This is a genomic window from Streptomyces sp. SD31, assembly GCF_052068475.1.
Lineage (GTDB): Bacteria > Actinomycetota > Actinomycetes > Streptomycetales > Streptomycetaceae > Streptomyces.
Map to the genome: position 1 here is coordinate 64,761 of NZ_JBQHCX010000015.1, position 14,819 is coordinate 79,579.

11 protein-coding genes and 3 pseudogenes are annotated in these 14,819 nt (G+C 69.6%); 5 read left to right on the forward strand and 9 right to left on the reverse strand.

What is annotated here, in order from left to right; translation table 11 throughout:
- Window positions 1-107: 107 nt before the first annotated feature.
- The 4 genes and pseudogenes from ACTMVF_RS29355 to ACTMVF_RS29370 all read right to left on the reverse strand — a co-directional run.
- Window positions 108-505 (reverse strand): annotated as a pseudogene (locus ACTMVF_RS29355) (LacI family transcriptional regulator); the annotation flags it as partial.
- 572 nt (window positions 506-1,077) lie between these two features.
- The gene (locus tag ACTMVF_RS29360) at window positions 1,078-2,076 is read right to left on the reverse strand and encodes a threonine ammonia-lyase (protein WP_441274114.1); all 999 of its coding nucleotides are present in this window, start codon (window positions 2,074-2,076) and stop codon (window positions 1,078-1,080) included.
- A 208-nt stretch (window positions 2,077-2,284) separates the two neighbouring features.
- On the reverse strand, window positions 2,285-3,202 hold the full coding sequence (locus tag ACTMVF_RS29365; protein ID WP_441274115.1) for an acyl-CoA thioester hydrolase/BAAT C-terminal domain-containing protein: 918 nt from the start codon (window positions 3,200-3,202) through the stop codon (window positions 2,285-2,287).
- Window positions 3,203-3,619: 417 nt separating this feature from the next.
- Window positions 3,620-5,452, reverse strand: coding sequence for a TerD family protein (locus ACTMVF_RS29370; RefSeq protein WP_441274116.1), 1,833 nt, complete (start codon window positions 5,450-5,452; stop codon window positions 3,620-3,622).
- Window positions 5,453-6,028: 576 nt separating this feature from the next.
- On the opposite strand from ACTMVF_RS29370, the gene ACTMVF_RS29375 reads away from it, so the two are divergent.
- The 3 genes from ACTMVF_RS29375 to ACTMVF_RS29385 all read left to right on the forward strand — a co-directional run bounded on the left by ACTMVF_RS29375 (window position 6,029) and on the right by ACTMVF_RS29385 (window position 9,346).
- The gene (locus ACTMVF_RS29375) at window positions 6,029-7,129 is read left to right on the forward strand and encodes a (4Fe-4S)-binding protein (RefSeq protein WP_441274117.1); all 1,101 of its coding nucleotides are present in this window, start codon (window positions 6,029-6,031) and stop codon (window positions 7,127-7,129) included.
- A 98-nt stretch (window positions 7,130-7,227) separates the two neighbouring features.
- The gene (locus tag ACTMVF_RS29380) at window positions 7,228-8,526 is read left to right on the forward strand and encodes a DUF3533 domain-containing protein (protein ID WP_441274118.1); all 1,299 of its coding nucleotides are present in this window, start codon (window positions 7,228-7,230) and stop codon (window positions 8,524-8,526) included.
- Window positions 8,527-8,776: 250 nt separating this feature from the next.
- Window positions 8,777-9,346: a TetR/AcrR family transcriptional regulator gene (locus tag ACTMVF_RS29385; RefSeq protein ID WP_441274119.1), complete on the forward strand. Its 570-nt coding sequence runs from the start codon at window positions 8,777-8,779 to the stop codon at window positions 9,344-9,346.
- 11 nt (window positions 9,347-9,357) lie between these two features.
- Here the strand turns inward: ACTMVF_RS29385 and ACTMVF_RS29390 are convergent.
- A pseudogene (locus tag ACTMVF_RS29390) lies at window positions 9,358-9,984 on the reverse strand (TetR/AcrR family transcriptional regulator).
- A gap of 198 nt (window positions 9,985-10,182) precedes the next feature.
- Here ACTMVF_RS29390 and ACTMVF_RS29395 point away from each other — a divergent pair.
- Window positions 10,183-11,052, forward strand: coding sequence for an alpha/beta fold hydrolase (locus tag ACTMVF_RS29395; protein WP_441274120.1), 870 nt, complete (start codon window positions 10,183-10,185; stop codon window positions 11,050-11,052).
- Window positions 11,053-11,140: 88 nt separating this feature from the next.
- The gene (locus tag ACTMVF_RS29400) at window positions 11,141-11,482 is read left to right on the forward strand and encodes a CocE/NonD family hydrolase (RefSeq protein ID WP_441274263.1); all 342 of its coding nucleotides are present in this window, start codon (window positions 11,141-11,143) and stop codon (window positions 11,480-11,482) included.
- On the opposite strand, the pseudogene ACTMVF_RS29405 reads toward ACTMVF_RS29400, so the two are convergent.
- From ACTMVF_RS29405 to ACTMVF_RS29420, 4 genes and pseudogenes are all read right to left on the reverse strand, one after another.
- A pseudogene (locus ACTMVF_RS29405) lies at window positions 11,445-11,576 on the reverse strand (MFS transporter); the annotation flags it as partial. The gene ACTMVF_RS29400 and the pseudogene ACTMVF_RS29405 sit on opposite strands and share 38 nt — an antisense overlap.
- A 7-nt stretch (window positions 11,577-11,583) precedes the next feature.
- Window positions 11,584-12,048, reverse strand: coding sequence for an ArsI/CadI family heavy metal resistance metalloenzyme (locus tag ACTMVF_RS29410; RefSeq protein WP_441274121.1), 465 nt, complete (start codon window positions 12,046-12,048; stop codon window positions 11,584-11,586).
- A 28-nt stretch (window positions 12,049-12,076) separates the two neighbouring features.
- Window positions 12,077-13,441 (reverse strand): FAD-dependent oxidoreductase, encoded by a 1,365-nt coding sequence (locus tag ACTMVF_RS29415; RefSeq protein WP_441274122.1) that lies wholly within the window; start codon window positions 13,439-13,441, stop codon window positions 12,077-12,079.
- Between the two features lie 760 nt (window positions 13,442-14,201).
- Window positions 14,202-14,816, reverse strand: coding sequence for an ArsR/SmtB family transcription factor (locus ACTMVF_RS29420; protein ID WP_441274123.1), 615 nt, complete (start codon window positions 14,814-14,816; stop codon window positions 14,202-14,204).
- Window positions 14,817-14,819 lie beyond the last annotated feature (3 nt).

Genomic DNA, 14,819 nt, shown 5'->3' on the forward strand with positions numbered 1-14,819 from the left:
CACGGCCGGGCCATACAGAATCAGCCAGCTGACGACACGCGCGGTCCCACAGCTCGGCGACGACGCGTCGCCAATCGACCTCGAAGCGCGCACTGCCGAGCGTCGACTCAATGCGCAGCTCCTCCTCTCGGACTGGCCGTGGCGGCACGAGCGCACAGCAGTCGGTCGAGCATGCCGGGGGGGCACCTGGGCGTAGCGCGCTGAGACCGAGCCGTCGATGTGGCCCATCTGCTCGTCCATCAGCACCTTCTCGGTGCCGAGGTCCTCCATGTGCGTGCGGTGGGAGTGGCACAGGCCATGTGGGGTGAGCCCGCTGGCGATGGGCAGCCAGCAGGCGTGGGCCCGGCCTTGGGCGTTGCGGCCACGAACCGGGACGCCGGGCCAGGGCTCGCCGGACAGCGGGACTGGGCGGGCCTCCTGAGGTGCCTTCTTCGGGTACAGCCGGAGGTGGCAGGCGCGACAGCCGGGTGGCGAAGCCGTTGCGGCGCCAGTGGGCGGCGTTCTGGTAAGGGCCTCGGACACCAGTACCAGCCGCCGCCCCGATAAGCCGGCGGCCCGGAATCGCCGCGCTCACCGGAGGCGCAGCCGAATCGGCAGTGCATGTTGTGTCCCGATTCAGCTCGCCTCTCGCCTCTCGCCCCTCGTCCCTCGTCCCTCGTCATGAGCGAGTCGCCAACGCCAGTCACAAGGAGGCTGATTGATCTCACGTGGTTGATCATCACTGAGGAGACGGTCACCGCCGATGAGTCGGCATCGCATCGACAGGTCAAGGGGTCGTCCGGCCGGTGATCGGGAACAAGACCCGGGAAGAGGCACTCGCCGAGTTACACAAGGTGGCCAGGAGCCACGCCCCTGACTCGCTGAAGGGCATCTCCACGATGGTGGGGCGTGACAGCGACGGCTCGTACTGGGTGCTGCCGAAGAACGGCAAGGGGCCTGCTTCGTGCAACCTCCGGGCGCTGCACTTGCCGGATCACGGGATGTGCTCGGTCACGACCGTGGCCTCACCGGCGAACGCAGAAACGCACCCGAGCCGAACCGTTCAAGGGCTGGTCCAAGACCCTTCATGAGCAGCTGTCAAGACCTGTGGACGCGAGCCGCACCGACCCAGCGGTGATAGGCGTCTACGTCGACGTTGCTGCCGCACACGATGGTGACTACGTGTCGGCCGGCGAAGCGGTCACGGTCTTCGAGGATCGCCGCGATGCCGAGCGCGGCCGACGGTTCGACGACGAGGCCGGCGTGGTCGAGGAGCATCCGCATACCGGCGATGATCGACGCCTCCTGGACCAGGACGGCGTCGTCGGCGACCAGGAGGAGGTCGTCCAGGACGGCCGGGATGGGACACCGGCCGGCGACGCCGTCGGCGATGGTGTCGGTCGAGTCGGTGGTGACGACGCGGCGCCTGCGCCACGAGTGTGTCAGCGCCGGTGCGCCCAGCGGCTGGACGCAGATCACCTCGACTTCGGGTGCCAAGGCCTTCACCACATGACCCACGCCGGTGGCCAGCGCCCCGCCGCCGAGAGCTATCAGGACGGCGTCGAACGACGGGCGGTCCGCTGCGGCGGCGACGGTGTCCACCAGTTCCAGGCCGATGGTCCCCGCGCCCTCGCAGGTCTCGATGTCCAGGCTGTCTTCGAGCAGCCGGATGCCGTCGTACCGCGCGATGGCCGCCGCCCGCTCGCGAGCCCTCTCGTGGTCGCCGTCCACCAGCTCCAACCTGGCATCCAACGCGCGGATGCGATCAAGCTTGGCCACGGTCGCAAAGCGGGATGCCACGACGGTCACGTCGAGCCCCCGGCCACGACCGGACCAAGCGAGGGCTTGGCCAAGGTTGCCCGCGCTGGCGCACACCACCGCCCGGGAACCATCGTCGGCGAGCAGGCTCGCGACCACCTCGGTGCCGCGGGCCTTGAAGCTGCGGACCGGGTTCGCCGTTTCGAGCTTGATGCTCACCGTGCACCCGAGGCCGGGCTCCAGCGCCTCGCAGCGGTACAGCGGAGTGTCGAGAAAGATCGGGTCAATGACCCGGCGAGCCGCCCGGATCCGAGCAGTGTCGAGACGCGTCCCCTGCACGACACAGCAGCGTAACGCCACCGGCGGGAGTAATGGTCAAATCGGGCAGGAAGACGCCGGACGACAAGTCGTGCGGGTAGAGCAGCGGCCGCACCTCGCTGATCTTCGGCGACTCGCGGTGGCGACACGTCCCGCGGCTGGTGGTAACCGGTGCACTCCACCAGCCGCCGGCCGTACTCACCTCACCCCGCTGATCGACCAACTCCGCTTAATGGAGGTGCCCTTCGACCTCAGCGCGACGGCCGGCATCCGCCTCGCGCCCTCCCGCATGGCCCCTACCGCGGAGCATGTCGAGGATGTGGGGCCAGGCAGCAGCTCCCAAGAGCACGTCGGCTTCGGATGTGCCACCGTACTGGAATCGCGGGGATGCCGACGCGGGGCTCTCACCGGGCAGGCGCGGGCGGTGGCCGGCATCCTGGCGGGCGATCAAACGCACCGGGGCCCTGGCTGAGCGTCGGCGCCTGGCCAGTTGCTCGGCGAAGGGAAGGGACGGCCACATCGCGTCATCGCCTCCCGCGACCAGCAGGAGATCGGCCCGGGCCTTGTCCACAGGAATCTCCGCTGGAGCAAGCAGGTGGGCGAAGGTCCGCTCGCTGAGTTCGTACCATCCGCGGACGGCGATGGGTCCGCTGCCCGGCTCTGCGGGAGTCCAGGAATCGTCCATCGGAACGAAGGGCAGTGCCTGCTCTCGCCAGGTCCAGGACGACCGATAGGGGCGCTGCGCTCCGTCACGGCCCGGTCCGACGTTGCACCAGATGCGAGACGTGGGCGACAGCGCGATGACCACGTCCACGCGCGGATCGTGCACTGCGGTGAGCAGAGCCGCCTCGGCGCCCTTGGAAGTGCCCAGGATGCCGATGCGCTCCACCCCCTTGGCTTGGAGGAAGTCGACGGCGGCGGTAAAGGTCTCCAGGGGGATCTCGCAAATACCTGGAGGCTGCCCCGGTCCGCCGAACCAGCGGATCGACAAAGCCGTCATGCCCTGCTGGGCGAGGATGCGTACTCTTTCCCGTTCAACGCGCCCGCTGGAACCCGCCAGGACCAGAACGCCGATGTGACTGCCGCGGACAGGAGCAGCCAAAGCGCCTTCCCAGGGGGCGGTCAGCTCGCTCTCAATGACATCCACGTGGTCCTCTGTCGGTCCGCCTCAGGCTCTCAGCGCAGCATAATCCGGTTGACTTACTGCGCAGACGCGAGACGGGACGTACGCCTTCGAGCTGATCGGCCGACAGCAGCGCCGCAAGCCTGCGGTGGAGGTAGGTCTCCGCGACGGCCATCTGCAGTCGGGCCAACTCGCTGAGCGCTTGCCGGGGCTCGACGTCGACGCGCTGCAGTGCATCGCGCTGGGAGCCGGCAACCACCGCCGCATGCCTCTTGAGAGGTCTGGTTCACGGTGACCGCTGCCAAACTGTCAAATGAGCGTCACGAGCGTCATCACACCGGAGCAGCAGCCGACTGCGTGACTCGACCGGTCCACGGACAGGCTTACAGACAGGTTTACGGGCCACCATGCACCACTGCCACCTGGGTGACCTGGTGTCGGTCAGTCCGCGACGTCGACGCCGTAGCCGCGAGCGAGGTCGGCCAGACCATGGTCGTAGCCCTGCCCGACGGCGCGTAGCCGCCAGCCCTCCCCTCTGCGGTAGATCTCGACGAGGATCATGGTGCGTTCGGTGGTGGCGGCGTCGAGGGTGGCCCGGGCGGTCGGGCCCGCGCCGATCCCGCAGGTGACGGTGATCTCGATGGCCCCGACGTCGGAGAAGGTCGCGGCACCGTCGATCGCGGCGGCGATGACGACCCTGTGGATCTCCAGGGGCAGACGCTCCAGGTCAGCGGTGACGGCCTGCTCCGTCGGACCGTCGGTGGCGAGGCGCACGGTGCCGTCCGGGTGCTCGGGGGCGCCGTAGAAGACGAAGTCCTCGTCTCCTGGGACCTGTTCCTGGGCGTCGACCGCGAAGGCGACGACGTCCACGTCGCAGGCAGTCTGCTGACGCCACATGGCGGCCACCGTCCACGGCGTGCCGGTGTCGGACAGGTCGATGACGGCGCCTCGGACCAGTACCTCTGCCGTGTCCGGCTGGTCTCCGCCCGAGTTCTGTGCCGGCGCAGGCGTAGGTGCGAGGAGCCAGTCGGGGTCGTGGACGCGGAGGCCGAGGGCGGCGATGCGCGTCATGCGCCGGTCCGTTTCGCCTCCGGGAAGCACCACGACGTCGGACACACTGGCCGAGAGGTTGACTGCCGCGGACGCGCCAAGAGCGATGGCACGCGCACGTGCTTCCGCGGCTGCCTCGTGGGGGCCGCCCAGGACCAGGACCCTGCGCCCGGCGAGCGACTGGGCCGCATGGGCGGTGGGCGCGGTTGGCACGGCCGTGCGCTGCGCCGGGACGCTCAGGACGGGTTCAGGTTGTGCGGTCGCCGCGCTCGCGGGCGTCTGTGCCGCGCGACGCTGCCGGGCGGTGCCCTTGGCCTGGCCGGGCTGCACACTCTCCAGCAGCCGCAGGTAGGTCGGCTCGTCCACGAGCGGGACGCCCTCGTCCGCAGCGCGACGCAGTTTCCCGGATGCCGTGCCGGGGTCGTTGGTGACGACGACGCTGGTCTGGCCGCTGACCGAGGTCATCATGTTCAGCCCGGCCGCCACCGAGCGGGCGACCAGTTCCTCGCGGGAGACCTGGGTGTCCCCGGTGACAGCGACCTTCATGCCCTGCACCAGGGGGCCGCCCGAGGTGAGGCGGCCCGGATTACGGTACGCACAGGGCGTCTTGGGCACGTAAGGCTTGTAGTCCTGGCGGGGCGGGCAGTCCAGGAGTGGCAGGGACAGGCCCAGTCGTTCGGCGGCGTGCAGCGAGCCACGCAGGATGCCGGAGAGGACCCGTACGTCGTCCTGCGCGTCGTGGGCCCGCTCCTGGCGCACCCCGTAGTGCGCGGCGAGCGTGCCCAGCTTGAGATCGGGCGTCGCGGGTCCGACCAGGCGGTTGAGGGCCAGGGTGCACAGCCGCCTGCTGACCGGGACCCAGGAACGGACGTGGGCGAACTCGTGGGCCAGGAAGTCGTAGTCGAACTGGGCGTTGTGGGCGACCAGGACGCGGCTGCTGAGCAGCGCCCCCACCTGCGGCGCGATCTCCTCGAAGGTGGGAGCGCCGGCAAGACGGGCGGGGGTGAGGCCGTGGATGTGCACCGGGCCGGGGTCGCAGCCCGGGTTGAGGAGGGTGGAGAACTCCCCTGTCCGATGGCCATGTGCGTCCAGGGTGAGGATCGCAAGCGAGAGGACTCGGTCCCGGCCGGGTCTCAACCCGGAGGTCTCCACGTCCACCAGCGCCCAGTCGTGGAAGTAGTCAGGAAGGGTGGGCCACTTCGGGCTCGACGACAGCAGGGCCATGTGAGGCTCCCCTCCCCCGGTGCGGCGGGCGCCACGCCCTCTCCACAGTGATGATCGACCGGTGGGATTTTCGCACGCACCGGACCCTTTCGCGGGGAATCCATGGCGGAGAGCCGACCCACCGGGACCGATCGAGAACGTCAACGCCCGCACCTCGCACAGTTCACGTCCCTCGGCTGCACTTCGCACAGCCACCAGTCCAGCCGCCCATTGACTTCCTGCCCTCGACCCGAGCCGATCGCCGAACGCGAACCCGCCACGCCCGCCGACCTCGGCAGGGCGTGGATCGCCACCGTGGTCGACGGCTCCAGGCGCGTGCGGAGCAACAGGGGCCCGGCACGACAACGGTGTGAACGCCCGCTCGAAGGCGCAGGGTGTCGGCTGAGCGATCCGCGCCGTACCCGTACGCGCCCAATCCGCGCCGACTACGCGCGGTCGCGCCCGGTGGATGGTCACGGGATGACGCAGGACCACCCCCCGGCCTTGCATGCGAAAACTGATCGGTTTACAGTAGGGCGAACCCGATCGGTTTCCCGCCTTGAAGGCGAGCCGAGCGAGATCTACCAGGAGTGTCGGATGACTACCGCGCGCGGTACCGAGGGGCGGTCGACGGATCTCGGGCTTCCGGGGAAGCCGGCCGCACATCCGTCGGTACAGGCCGTGCTCGCCCGGCGCGCGGCAGGTGACGTCTCGAGTCCGCCGGCGGTGATCGACGCGGGTTGGCTGCGCGAACTGTGCCTGGCGGCCGGTGCGGACGACGCGGCCGCGGTGAGCCTGGACCACCCCGACCTGGCCGGTGAGCGCGAACACGCACGGTCCGTGCTGCCCGGCACCCGCACCCTGATCGCGCTGGCGGTCCGGATGAACCGCGACAACTGCCGCTCTCCCGCCCGCAGCGTGGCCAATCAGGAGTTCCATCAGACCGACGAACAGGCCAACCACGCCGCCCGCAGCGTCACCCAGGCCCTTCAGGACGCCGGCTACCGGGCACTCAATCCGTCGGTCGGCCTCCCCCAGGAGATGGACCGCTTCCCCGGGCGGATCTGGGTGGTGGCGCACAAGACGGTCGCGGTCGCGGCGGGGCTCGGCGTGATGGGCCTGCACCGCAATGTCATCCACCCGAAGTTCGGCAACTTCATCCTGCTGGCGACGGTCCTGGTGGACGCCGAGGTGAGCGCGTACGGGCAGGCGCTGGACTACAACCCCCGCATCGACTGCAAGCTGTGTGTCGCCGCGTGCCCGGTCGGCGCCATCAGCAAGGACGGCGCATTCGACGCGCCGGCCTGCACCACGCACAACTACCGCGAATTCATGAGCGGGTTCACCGACTGGGCGCAGACCGTGGCCGACAGCGAGGACGCCGCCGAATACCGCTCCCGGGTCAGTGACTCCGAGAGCGCCTCCATGTGGCAGAGCCTGACCCACCCTCCCGGCTACAAGTCCGGCTACTGCATGGCCGTCCGCCCCGGCGGCGAGGACGTCCTGGGCCCCTACCTGGACGATCGCAAGTCCTTCATGGACACCGTCCTGCGACCGCTCCAGGACAAGAAGGAAACCCTCTACGTCCTGTCGGGCTCCCACGCTCAGGAGTACGCCCGTCGCCGCTTCCCTCACAAGCCCGTCAAGGAAGTCACCGGCGGCTGGCAGCCCCCGGCGAAGCGCCCCGCAGCCCCCTGACCCGCTGTCCCTATTGAACGTTCTGAGGGTCGCCGGTCCGCAACGACGCCGTCCGGTCTGCTCCCGATGTGCCTGTGTTGCCGAGACCGGAGTAAGTCATGAGTACGATTCACCCCTTCCGCGTGCTGCGCGCCAAACCTCTGTGGATCGCCAACGGCGTCATCACAGGCGTGCTCGCGCTGCTGTTCACCGTGTTCTACGTCGGCGCCAACGTCGATCCGGTGGATCACATGAAGGAGCTGCCCGTCGGTCTGGTCAACGCCGACAAGGGGGCCACTGCCGCGGGCAAGCAGATCAACCTGGGGGCACAGATCACCGAGTCGATCAAGAAGTCCACCGTGAGCGGGGACAAGATCGACTGGAAGGTGATGGACGAGAAGGAGGTGAAGGACCAGCTAGGTGAAGGCAAGTTGTTCGGCGCGCTCGTCGTGCCCGACAACTTCACCTCTTCCGTCACCGCCCTGACCGGCACCGCGACCACCGGGACCCCGACCCGCCCGACGCTGACGGTGCTGACCAACCAGTCCGCCGGCAGCGTGGGCTCCAGCCTGGCGCGGGCGGCGGCGACGGAGGCGGCCGAGAACGCCTCGCTCCAGGTGGGCAAGGAACTGACCGCGCAGACCGCGGCCGGTCAGGCGAGGCTGCCCGCCGCGGCGCGCGTCCTGCTCGCCGACCCGGCAGCCGTCACAGTGAAGGACGGGCATCCGCTCGACTCGCACAGCGGTCTGGGCCTGACGGCGTTCTACTACGCGCTCGTCCTCGTGGTCTGCGGCATGCTCTCCGCCAATGTCATCAGCGGCCAGGTGGACCACGCCCTCGGCTACACCCACAACGACATGGGCCCGCTGCGCCTGCACCGTCCGCTGATCCGGGCGACCCGGGTGCAGACCCTCGCCATCAGCACCACTCTGATGACCGGTCTGTCCCTGCTGATGGGAACCCTCGTCCTGGTCGGCGCGGTCGGCATCATGGGGATGCACGCCACCCATCTGCCGCTGCTGTGGCTGTACTCGGTGTGCGCCATCGCCGTCTCCGGGATCGGCGCGCTCACGCTCCTTGCCGTCTTCGGCACGCCCGGCATGCTGGCGGCCACGCTCGTCTTCATCGGGATGGCGGTGCCGACGGCCGGCGCCACCACCCCCATCGAGGCGCTCCCCGGCTTCTACCGCTTCCTCGCGGAGTTCGAACCGCTGCGGCAGATCACCGGCGGCATCCGCTCGATCCTCTACTACGACGCCCAGGCCGACGCGGGCCTGGCCCGCGGCTGGGTGATGATGGCCGTCGGCCTCGCGGTGGCCGCACTGTTCGGCTTCGGCATGACCGGTTGGTACGACCGCAAGGGGCTGCACCGTATCCCGGTCGAGACGAAGCCTGAGAAGACCCCCGTCCCGGCGTAGCGGAGGACGCAACTCACCCCGGGCCGGGCCAGTGTGTGGGGTGGCCCCGGTGCGTATCGCCCGCGAGGACCGGGGCGCGCGCACCACCACGCTCGGCGACGGCTTTCCCTCGGAGCCGTCGCCGAGCCCTCGTGCGGACATCAGGTGTCCGCTCGACTGTGCGCCGCTGTGCGCCGCGCCGGAGAACCTCCTGCCACACCGCAAAAACCGATCGGTTTTCATTTCGTCCTCATCGAGTTAACCTCGCGGTATGACCACCGAAGTGAAGCCAAGTACCAGAGAGCGGCTGCTGGAGGCGGCGGCCACGCTCACCTACCGGGACGGTGTCGGCATCGGCGTCGAGGCGCTGTGCAAGGCTGCGGGGGTGTCGAAGCGTTCCCTGTACCAGCTGTTCGAGAGCAAGGACGAACTGCTGGCAGCGAGCCTGGAGGAGCGCACCTCTGCCTACGTGGCGACCCTTCTGCCCGCGTCGGACGACGGCCGTTCACCCCGCGAGCGGATCCTGCACGTCTTCGAGCAGGTGGAGTCGCAAGCGGGTGAGCCCGAGTTCCAAGGCTGCCGGTACCTGGCCGTTCAGATCGAGCTCAAGGATCAGAACCACCCCGCGAGCCGGGTGGCGCACCGGATCAAGGCGAACCTGACGGCATTCTTCCGTTCCGAGGCCGACCAGGGCGGGGCGAGCGACCCCGATCTGCTGGCCCGGCAGCTCAGCATGGTCTTCGACGGCGCCAGCGCCCGCGCAGGGATCGGAGCCGACAAGCTGACCGGACTCATCGCACCCACAGTGACCACCTTGCTCGATGCGGCAGGCGTGCGCTGACACATCCCTGTTCAAGCAAGCCCGGTGACCGATGCGCTCTCCGGGCCGACACCCGTCTCCGGTAGCCGGAGCAGCTCCCACGGCTTCACGCCCTCCCTTTCCCGGCAACCGGAGGGGAGCCCGATGGCGGCAAGGGCGTTGACGGGCATGCCGTGCGCCAGGAAAGCCGTCGCCTCATGGACATCGGCACCCAGCGGCAGGTGCACGGTCTGCCAGATCCTCATCCAGCCGGCCCTGACCAGTTCGCCGATCTGGCCATCCCCCTGCCCTCGGCGGCTGCCACGACGACGTATCCCTGCATCTGCATCTGCATCTGCATCTGGAGCGCTTCCGGGCACTCCGAGACCAGCCGCACATAGGCGTTCGTCATGGCCTGGAGGGCCGGCTCGCCGCCTTCCACCCCCCTGGCTGCCCTCTCGAAAGCCATGCGGGTGTCTTCCATGCTCCGCTTCCAAGGCGGCGACGAAGATCGTCTTCTTCCCCGGGAAGAGCCTGAAGAGATACGGCTGCGCGACACCGACATGCTTGGCGATCGCCTCGGTGGTGGTGCCGTAGTAGCCCCTGAGCGCGAACTCGGCGGTCGCCGCGCGGACGACGCTCTCGCGCCTCTCCCGCGCACTGACCCTGTTACCGCGCATGACGACCTCGCCCCACTCGACCTTCGCGTGACGCGGATCGGATTGATGCTTGAGCTTGCACGTGAAAACCGATCGGTTTACCGTAGTGGAAACCGATCGGTTTCTCGATGATCCGAGAACTGGGCGCGGCCATGCCCCTTTCGGGCGGGCCGCACCCGAATCACCTGTCCGCAGTGCACACGAAGGGGAGCCGGCGAGATGCCCAGCCCACAGTCACGTCCCACGATTCACGTTCCGGGGACCACCAGCCACACCATCGCCCCGCGCAGCAGCCGCGAGGGAACGCTGCGCTACCTCAAGGCGGGCTCTGGTGCTCCCATGGTCCTGCTGCACACCGTGCGCACCCAGGCCGAGCACTTCCGCTCCCTCATCCCCCTGATCGCGGACCAGTACACCGTGTACGCCCTCGATCTCCCGGGGATGGGCTACTCCGAGATCGTGCCCGGCGCGTCGTACGACGAGCCGGCGATGCGCGCGGGCGTCGAACGGCTCCTGACCGAACTCGACCTCCATGACGTGACGTTGGTCGGGGAGTCCATGGGGGCGGTGCTTGCCCTGACCGCCGCGGCCGATCTGCCGGACCGGGTACGGCGCGTCGTCGCGGTGAACACGTACGACTTCCCCGGCGGTATCGCCCGGTCCAGTCTTCTCGCCCGTGTGGTGGTCAGCGGTGTCCTCACTCCGGGGGTGGGCCCGGTGGTCGCCGGGGTGGAGCCCAAGGCCGCCCTCCGCAGGATCCTGCAGGGCGGGCTGGTCGATAAGACCGCTCTGCGGGAGGACTACGTCGACGAGCTCCTCCAGGTGGGCAGCCGCCCCGGCTATCCGACCGTTGCCCGGGCCGTGTACCAGAACCTGCCGAGCCTCATCGCGGCCCGCTCGCGCTATCCCGAGGTCAAGGCCCCCATCCACCTCGTCTACGGGGAGAAGGACTGGTCCCGGTGGTCGGACCGGGAGGCCAACAAGCAGCTGCTGCCTGCCGCCGATTTCACGCAGGTGCCGGGAGCAGGTCACTTCATCGCCCTGGAACGGCCCGACGTGCTGGCCGACCTGCTGAACGCGGTGGCGTGACCGCCCGACGTCCTGGCGCACAAAGGAGCAGCGCGTGACCGAGATCCAGATCGAGTTCGATGTTCCGGCTCAGATGCGTGACGGCGCGATGCTGCGCGCGGACGTCTACCGCCCCGGCGGTACGGGACCGTGGCCGGTGCTGCTGAGCCGGCTGCCGTACGGCAAGCATGACATTCAGGCGTACGCCGAGGACTTCGCCCTGCACGGCGATCAGGCGTTCAGGGTTCACCGGAGCCTTCAACTGGTACCGGAACATCGAGCGCAACAACGAACTGCTCGCGCCTTTCCGGGGGCGTGGGATCGACGTCCCCGCGCTGTACGTGGTGGGAGGCCGCGACATGGTTACCTCATCGCGCGCCCGGGCGAAGACAGCTCGCTGAGCGAAAAGCTCCAAGGACCGGGAAGGCGTAGTGGACGATGCCCCAGCTAATGATCTGAGTGGCGCAGAGGGCGGGCAGGGCGGCGCGAGGCCGCGACCGGTCTCCCGTTCCGGTCGCGGCCTGGCTGGTGTGAAGGTCGGTCATCGGCGGATCAGCAGCAGCCGCCCGCGGCGACGGGTTCCTTCCCGCCGTCGGTCTCGGCCGTCGGGTCGGCGCAACAGGTGCTGCCCTGCTGCTTGGCCAGGGAGTCGGCGTCGGCCTTGACGACGTACACCTCCCAGGGCTCCTGGCCGGGGCCGTGCACCCAGACCTTGTCCTGCAGGGCGTAGCAGCAGGTGGTGTCGTTCTCGACGTCGGTGGCCAAGCCTTCTCCGCTGAGACGAGCGGTGGCCGCGTGGACCGCCTCGGTGCTCTCCACCTCGACGCCGAGATGGTCCATGCGGGTCGCCTCGTCCGCCACTCCCTCGATCAGGACGAGCTTGAGCGGGGGCTCGGCTATGGCGAAGTTGGCGTAGCCGTCGCGGAGTTTGGCGGGTTCGGTGCCGAAGAGCTTGCTGTAGAAGGCGACGGACGCGTCGAGATCCGGGACACGGAGGGCGAGCTGTACGCGGGACATGGCGAACCTCCTGGTGTGGGTGCGGGATTCAGCAGCCGCCGGATGTGGAGGCCGGGGCGCCGAGGCCGATCTGGAGGGTGGCGGGGGCGGCGCAGCATCCGCCGCCGGACTGCTCGGCGTTCTCCGGCTCGTCGAACAGGCCCGCGCCGCCGCAGACCCCGGTCTCCGGAAGGGTCAGCTCAACGCGCTCGGCGGCCTCCCGATCGCCGGCGATCGCGGCGGTGATGGAGCGGACCTGCTCGTAGCCGGTCATGGCAAGGAAGGTCGGGGCGCGGCCGTAGGACTTCATGCCGACCAGGTAGACGTCCTGCTCGGGGTGGGAGAGCTCGTGGACGCCGTGCGGGTAGACCGTGCCGCAGGAGTGGACGTTGGGGTCGATCAACGGGGCCAGGGCCGTCGGGGCTTGGAGGCGTTCGTCGAGGCCGAGGCGGAGCTCGGAGAGGAAGGAGAGGTCCGGGCGGAAGCCGGTCAGGACGATGACCTCGTCGATGGGGTCCGTGCGGCGGCCGTCCTCGGACTCGAGGACCAGTCGGTCACCGTCGTACGAGACGGCCTGTGTGCGGAACCCGGTGATCGCGCTCGCGTGACCGGCCTCGACAGCCGCCTTGGCGCTCAGGCCGAGGGCGCCACGGGCGGGGAGTTGGTCGGCCTCGCCGCCGCCGTAGGTGTTGGCGCCGATGCCGCGGCGCAGGATCCACACCGCGTGGGTTCCCTCTTCCTCCTTCGCGAGGTCGGCGAGGAGGGCGAGGGCGGTGAAGGCGGAGGCTCCGGAGCCGATGACCGCGGTGCGCCTGCCCGCGTAACGGGCGCGTACGGCCGGGTCGTTGAGGTCCGGGACGCGGTAGGAGATGTGGTCGGCGACGGCCTTCTCGCCGAGGGCAGGGAGACCGTCGGCGCCCATCGGGGAGGGGGTGGTCCAGGTGCCGGAGGCGTCGATGACGGCGCGGGCAGTGATCCGCTCCTCGCGGCCGTCCGCGGTCTCGATGTGCACGGTGAAGGGCTGCTCGTCGCGGCCGGAGTCGACGATCCGGTCGCGTCCGGCGCGGGCGACGCCGGTCACCTGGGCGCCGTAGCGGACCTTGTCGCCGAGCGCGTCGGCGAGCGGCTGCAGGTACTGCTGGGCCCAGTCGCCGCCGGTCGGGTAAGCGGCGGCGTCGGGGCGGATCCAGCCGGTCGGGGCCAGGAGCTTCTCCGCGGCCGGGTCGATGACCTCGCCCCAGGTGGAGAACAGACGGACGTGCGACCACTCGCGCACAGCGGCACCCGCAGCCGGGCCGGCCTCCAGGACCAGGGGTTCGAGGCCGCGCTCGACGAGATGGGCGGCGGCAGCCAGGCCGATCGGTCCGGCTCCGATGACCACGACAGGCAGCTGGTCGATGGTGGGCGCGCTCACTGGATTCCCCTTTGTTTCGACATCCGTCGATCCCTTGCGTTGCCAAGCATGGCACCTGTATCGATAGACGTCAACATAGACATTCATCGAATCTGGCTGGGAGCTGTGCACTGTGCATGGGACGCGAAGATGTAGCCGTGATCGGGGCAGGCCAGGCCGGTCCGGCCCCGGCGCATGCTCTGAGTCGGCAAGGGCTGGTGCCGGTGGTTCTGGAGTCGTCCGATCCGCCCGCCGGATCATGGCCGCGCTACTGCGACAGCCTCACGCTCTTCTCTCCCGCCGGGTACAGCTCGCTGCCGGGGTTGCCGTTCGGCGGAGATCGGGATCGATATCCGCACCGGGACGAGGTGATCGGCTGTCTCCAGCGGTACGCCCGGAATCCGGGTGAGCGCAAAGCGCGACGGTCGGGGGCGAACGCGCCCGCCGTCGCAGGAAGCCGGAGCGTCAGCACGGGCACGGGCACGGGCACGAGCGCGAGAAGGACGAGGGCGAGGTAAGCGACGAAGGGGCCACGCACCTCGTGGATCGCCCCGAGCAGCGGGCTCAGCCGGCTGCCGGCTGCCGGCTGAGCAGGCGGCGTAGATGCGGCTCACGCACAGGTATTCCTGCCCCGGCCAGGCAGCCAGGGTGGCGAAGGTGATCCCCAGCCACAGACACCCGGAGCCCAGCCCCGTCACCAGACGGGAGACGGCCAAGACGGCCAGGTCCGCGCCGAAGACGAACCCCGGGCTGCCCGCCGCAACCAGCACCAGCCCCACCGTCAGCAGTCGCGCCGGGCTACTGCGCTGGATGACGACCCCCCGCCCAGTGCGAAGCCCGCGACCATCCCCAGCGGGAACGCCGCGACCATCATCCCCAGCGCGGTGGCACCGGCCCCGGTCTGCGCGGTCAGGCCAGGGAGCACCGGCGCGATCACGCTGTATCCGGCCGCGTCCAGCGCGCCCAGCCCCAGCAGCAGGGCATAGACCGACTGCCCCCGAACGCGTCGGCGCCCGCTCCGCCTGCCCGACACCAGCGCCCATGGCCCGCTACGCCGGCGCCCCCGCGCCGCACCGCTTGCGTTCCGGGCCGGCGCGGGGCGCCCCATGACGACATCGGCCGCCGAGGGGAAAGCGTGGACGCACTCCTCGCCCAGCCGGTACCAACTGGACGCACCTTTCCGCTCGACCAGCACGAAGACCACCCCCGCCAGCCCCTTGAGGTGATGCGAGACCGTCGACTGCCCCACCTCCACGGCCTCGACGATCTGCCGCACCGTCATGGGCTCACCGCTGCGCGCCAGCAGCGTCACACCCTGAATGCGCGTGGCGTCGGCCGGCGCCTTGACCTGGCTCGCGTACCGCTCGACCTCGGAGCGTTCCAGAAAGTCTTTCATCGA

Coding starts and splice junctions, on each gene's coding strand:
- ACTMVF_RS29420 (WP_441274123.1), bottom strand. CDS start 14,816: ATGAAAGACTTTCTGGAACGCTCCGAGGTCGAGCGGTACGCGAGCCAG.
- ACTMVF_RS29370 (WP_441274116.1), bottom strand. CDS start 5,452: ATGGCCCTGCTGTCGTCGAGCCCGAAGTGGCCCACCCTTCCTGACTAC.
- ACTMVF_RS29385 (WP_441274119.1), top strand. CDS start 8,777: ATGACCACCGAAGTGAAGCCAAGTACCAGAGAGCGGCTGCTGGAGGCG.
- ACTMVF_RS29395 (WP_441274120.1), top strand. CDS start 10,183: ATGCCCAGCCCACAGTCACGTCCCACGATTCACGTTCCGGGGACCACC.
- ACTMVF_RS29375 (WP_441274117.1), top strand. CDS start 6,029: ATGACTACCGCGCGCGGTACCGAGGGGCGGTCGACGGATCTCGGGCTT.
- ACTMVF_RS29380 (WP_441274118.1), top strand. CDS start 7,228: ATGAGTACGATTCACCCCTTCCGCGTGCTGCGCGCCAAACCTCTGTGG.
- ACTMVF_RS29400 (WP_441274263.1), top strand. CDS start 11,141: ATGCTGCGCGCGGACGTCTACCGCCCCGGCGGTACGGGACCGTGGCCG.
- ACTMVF_RS29410 (WP_441274121.1), bottom strand. CDS start 12,048: ATGTCCCGCGTACAGCTCGCCCTCCGTGTCCCGGATCTCGACGCGTCC.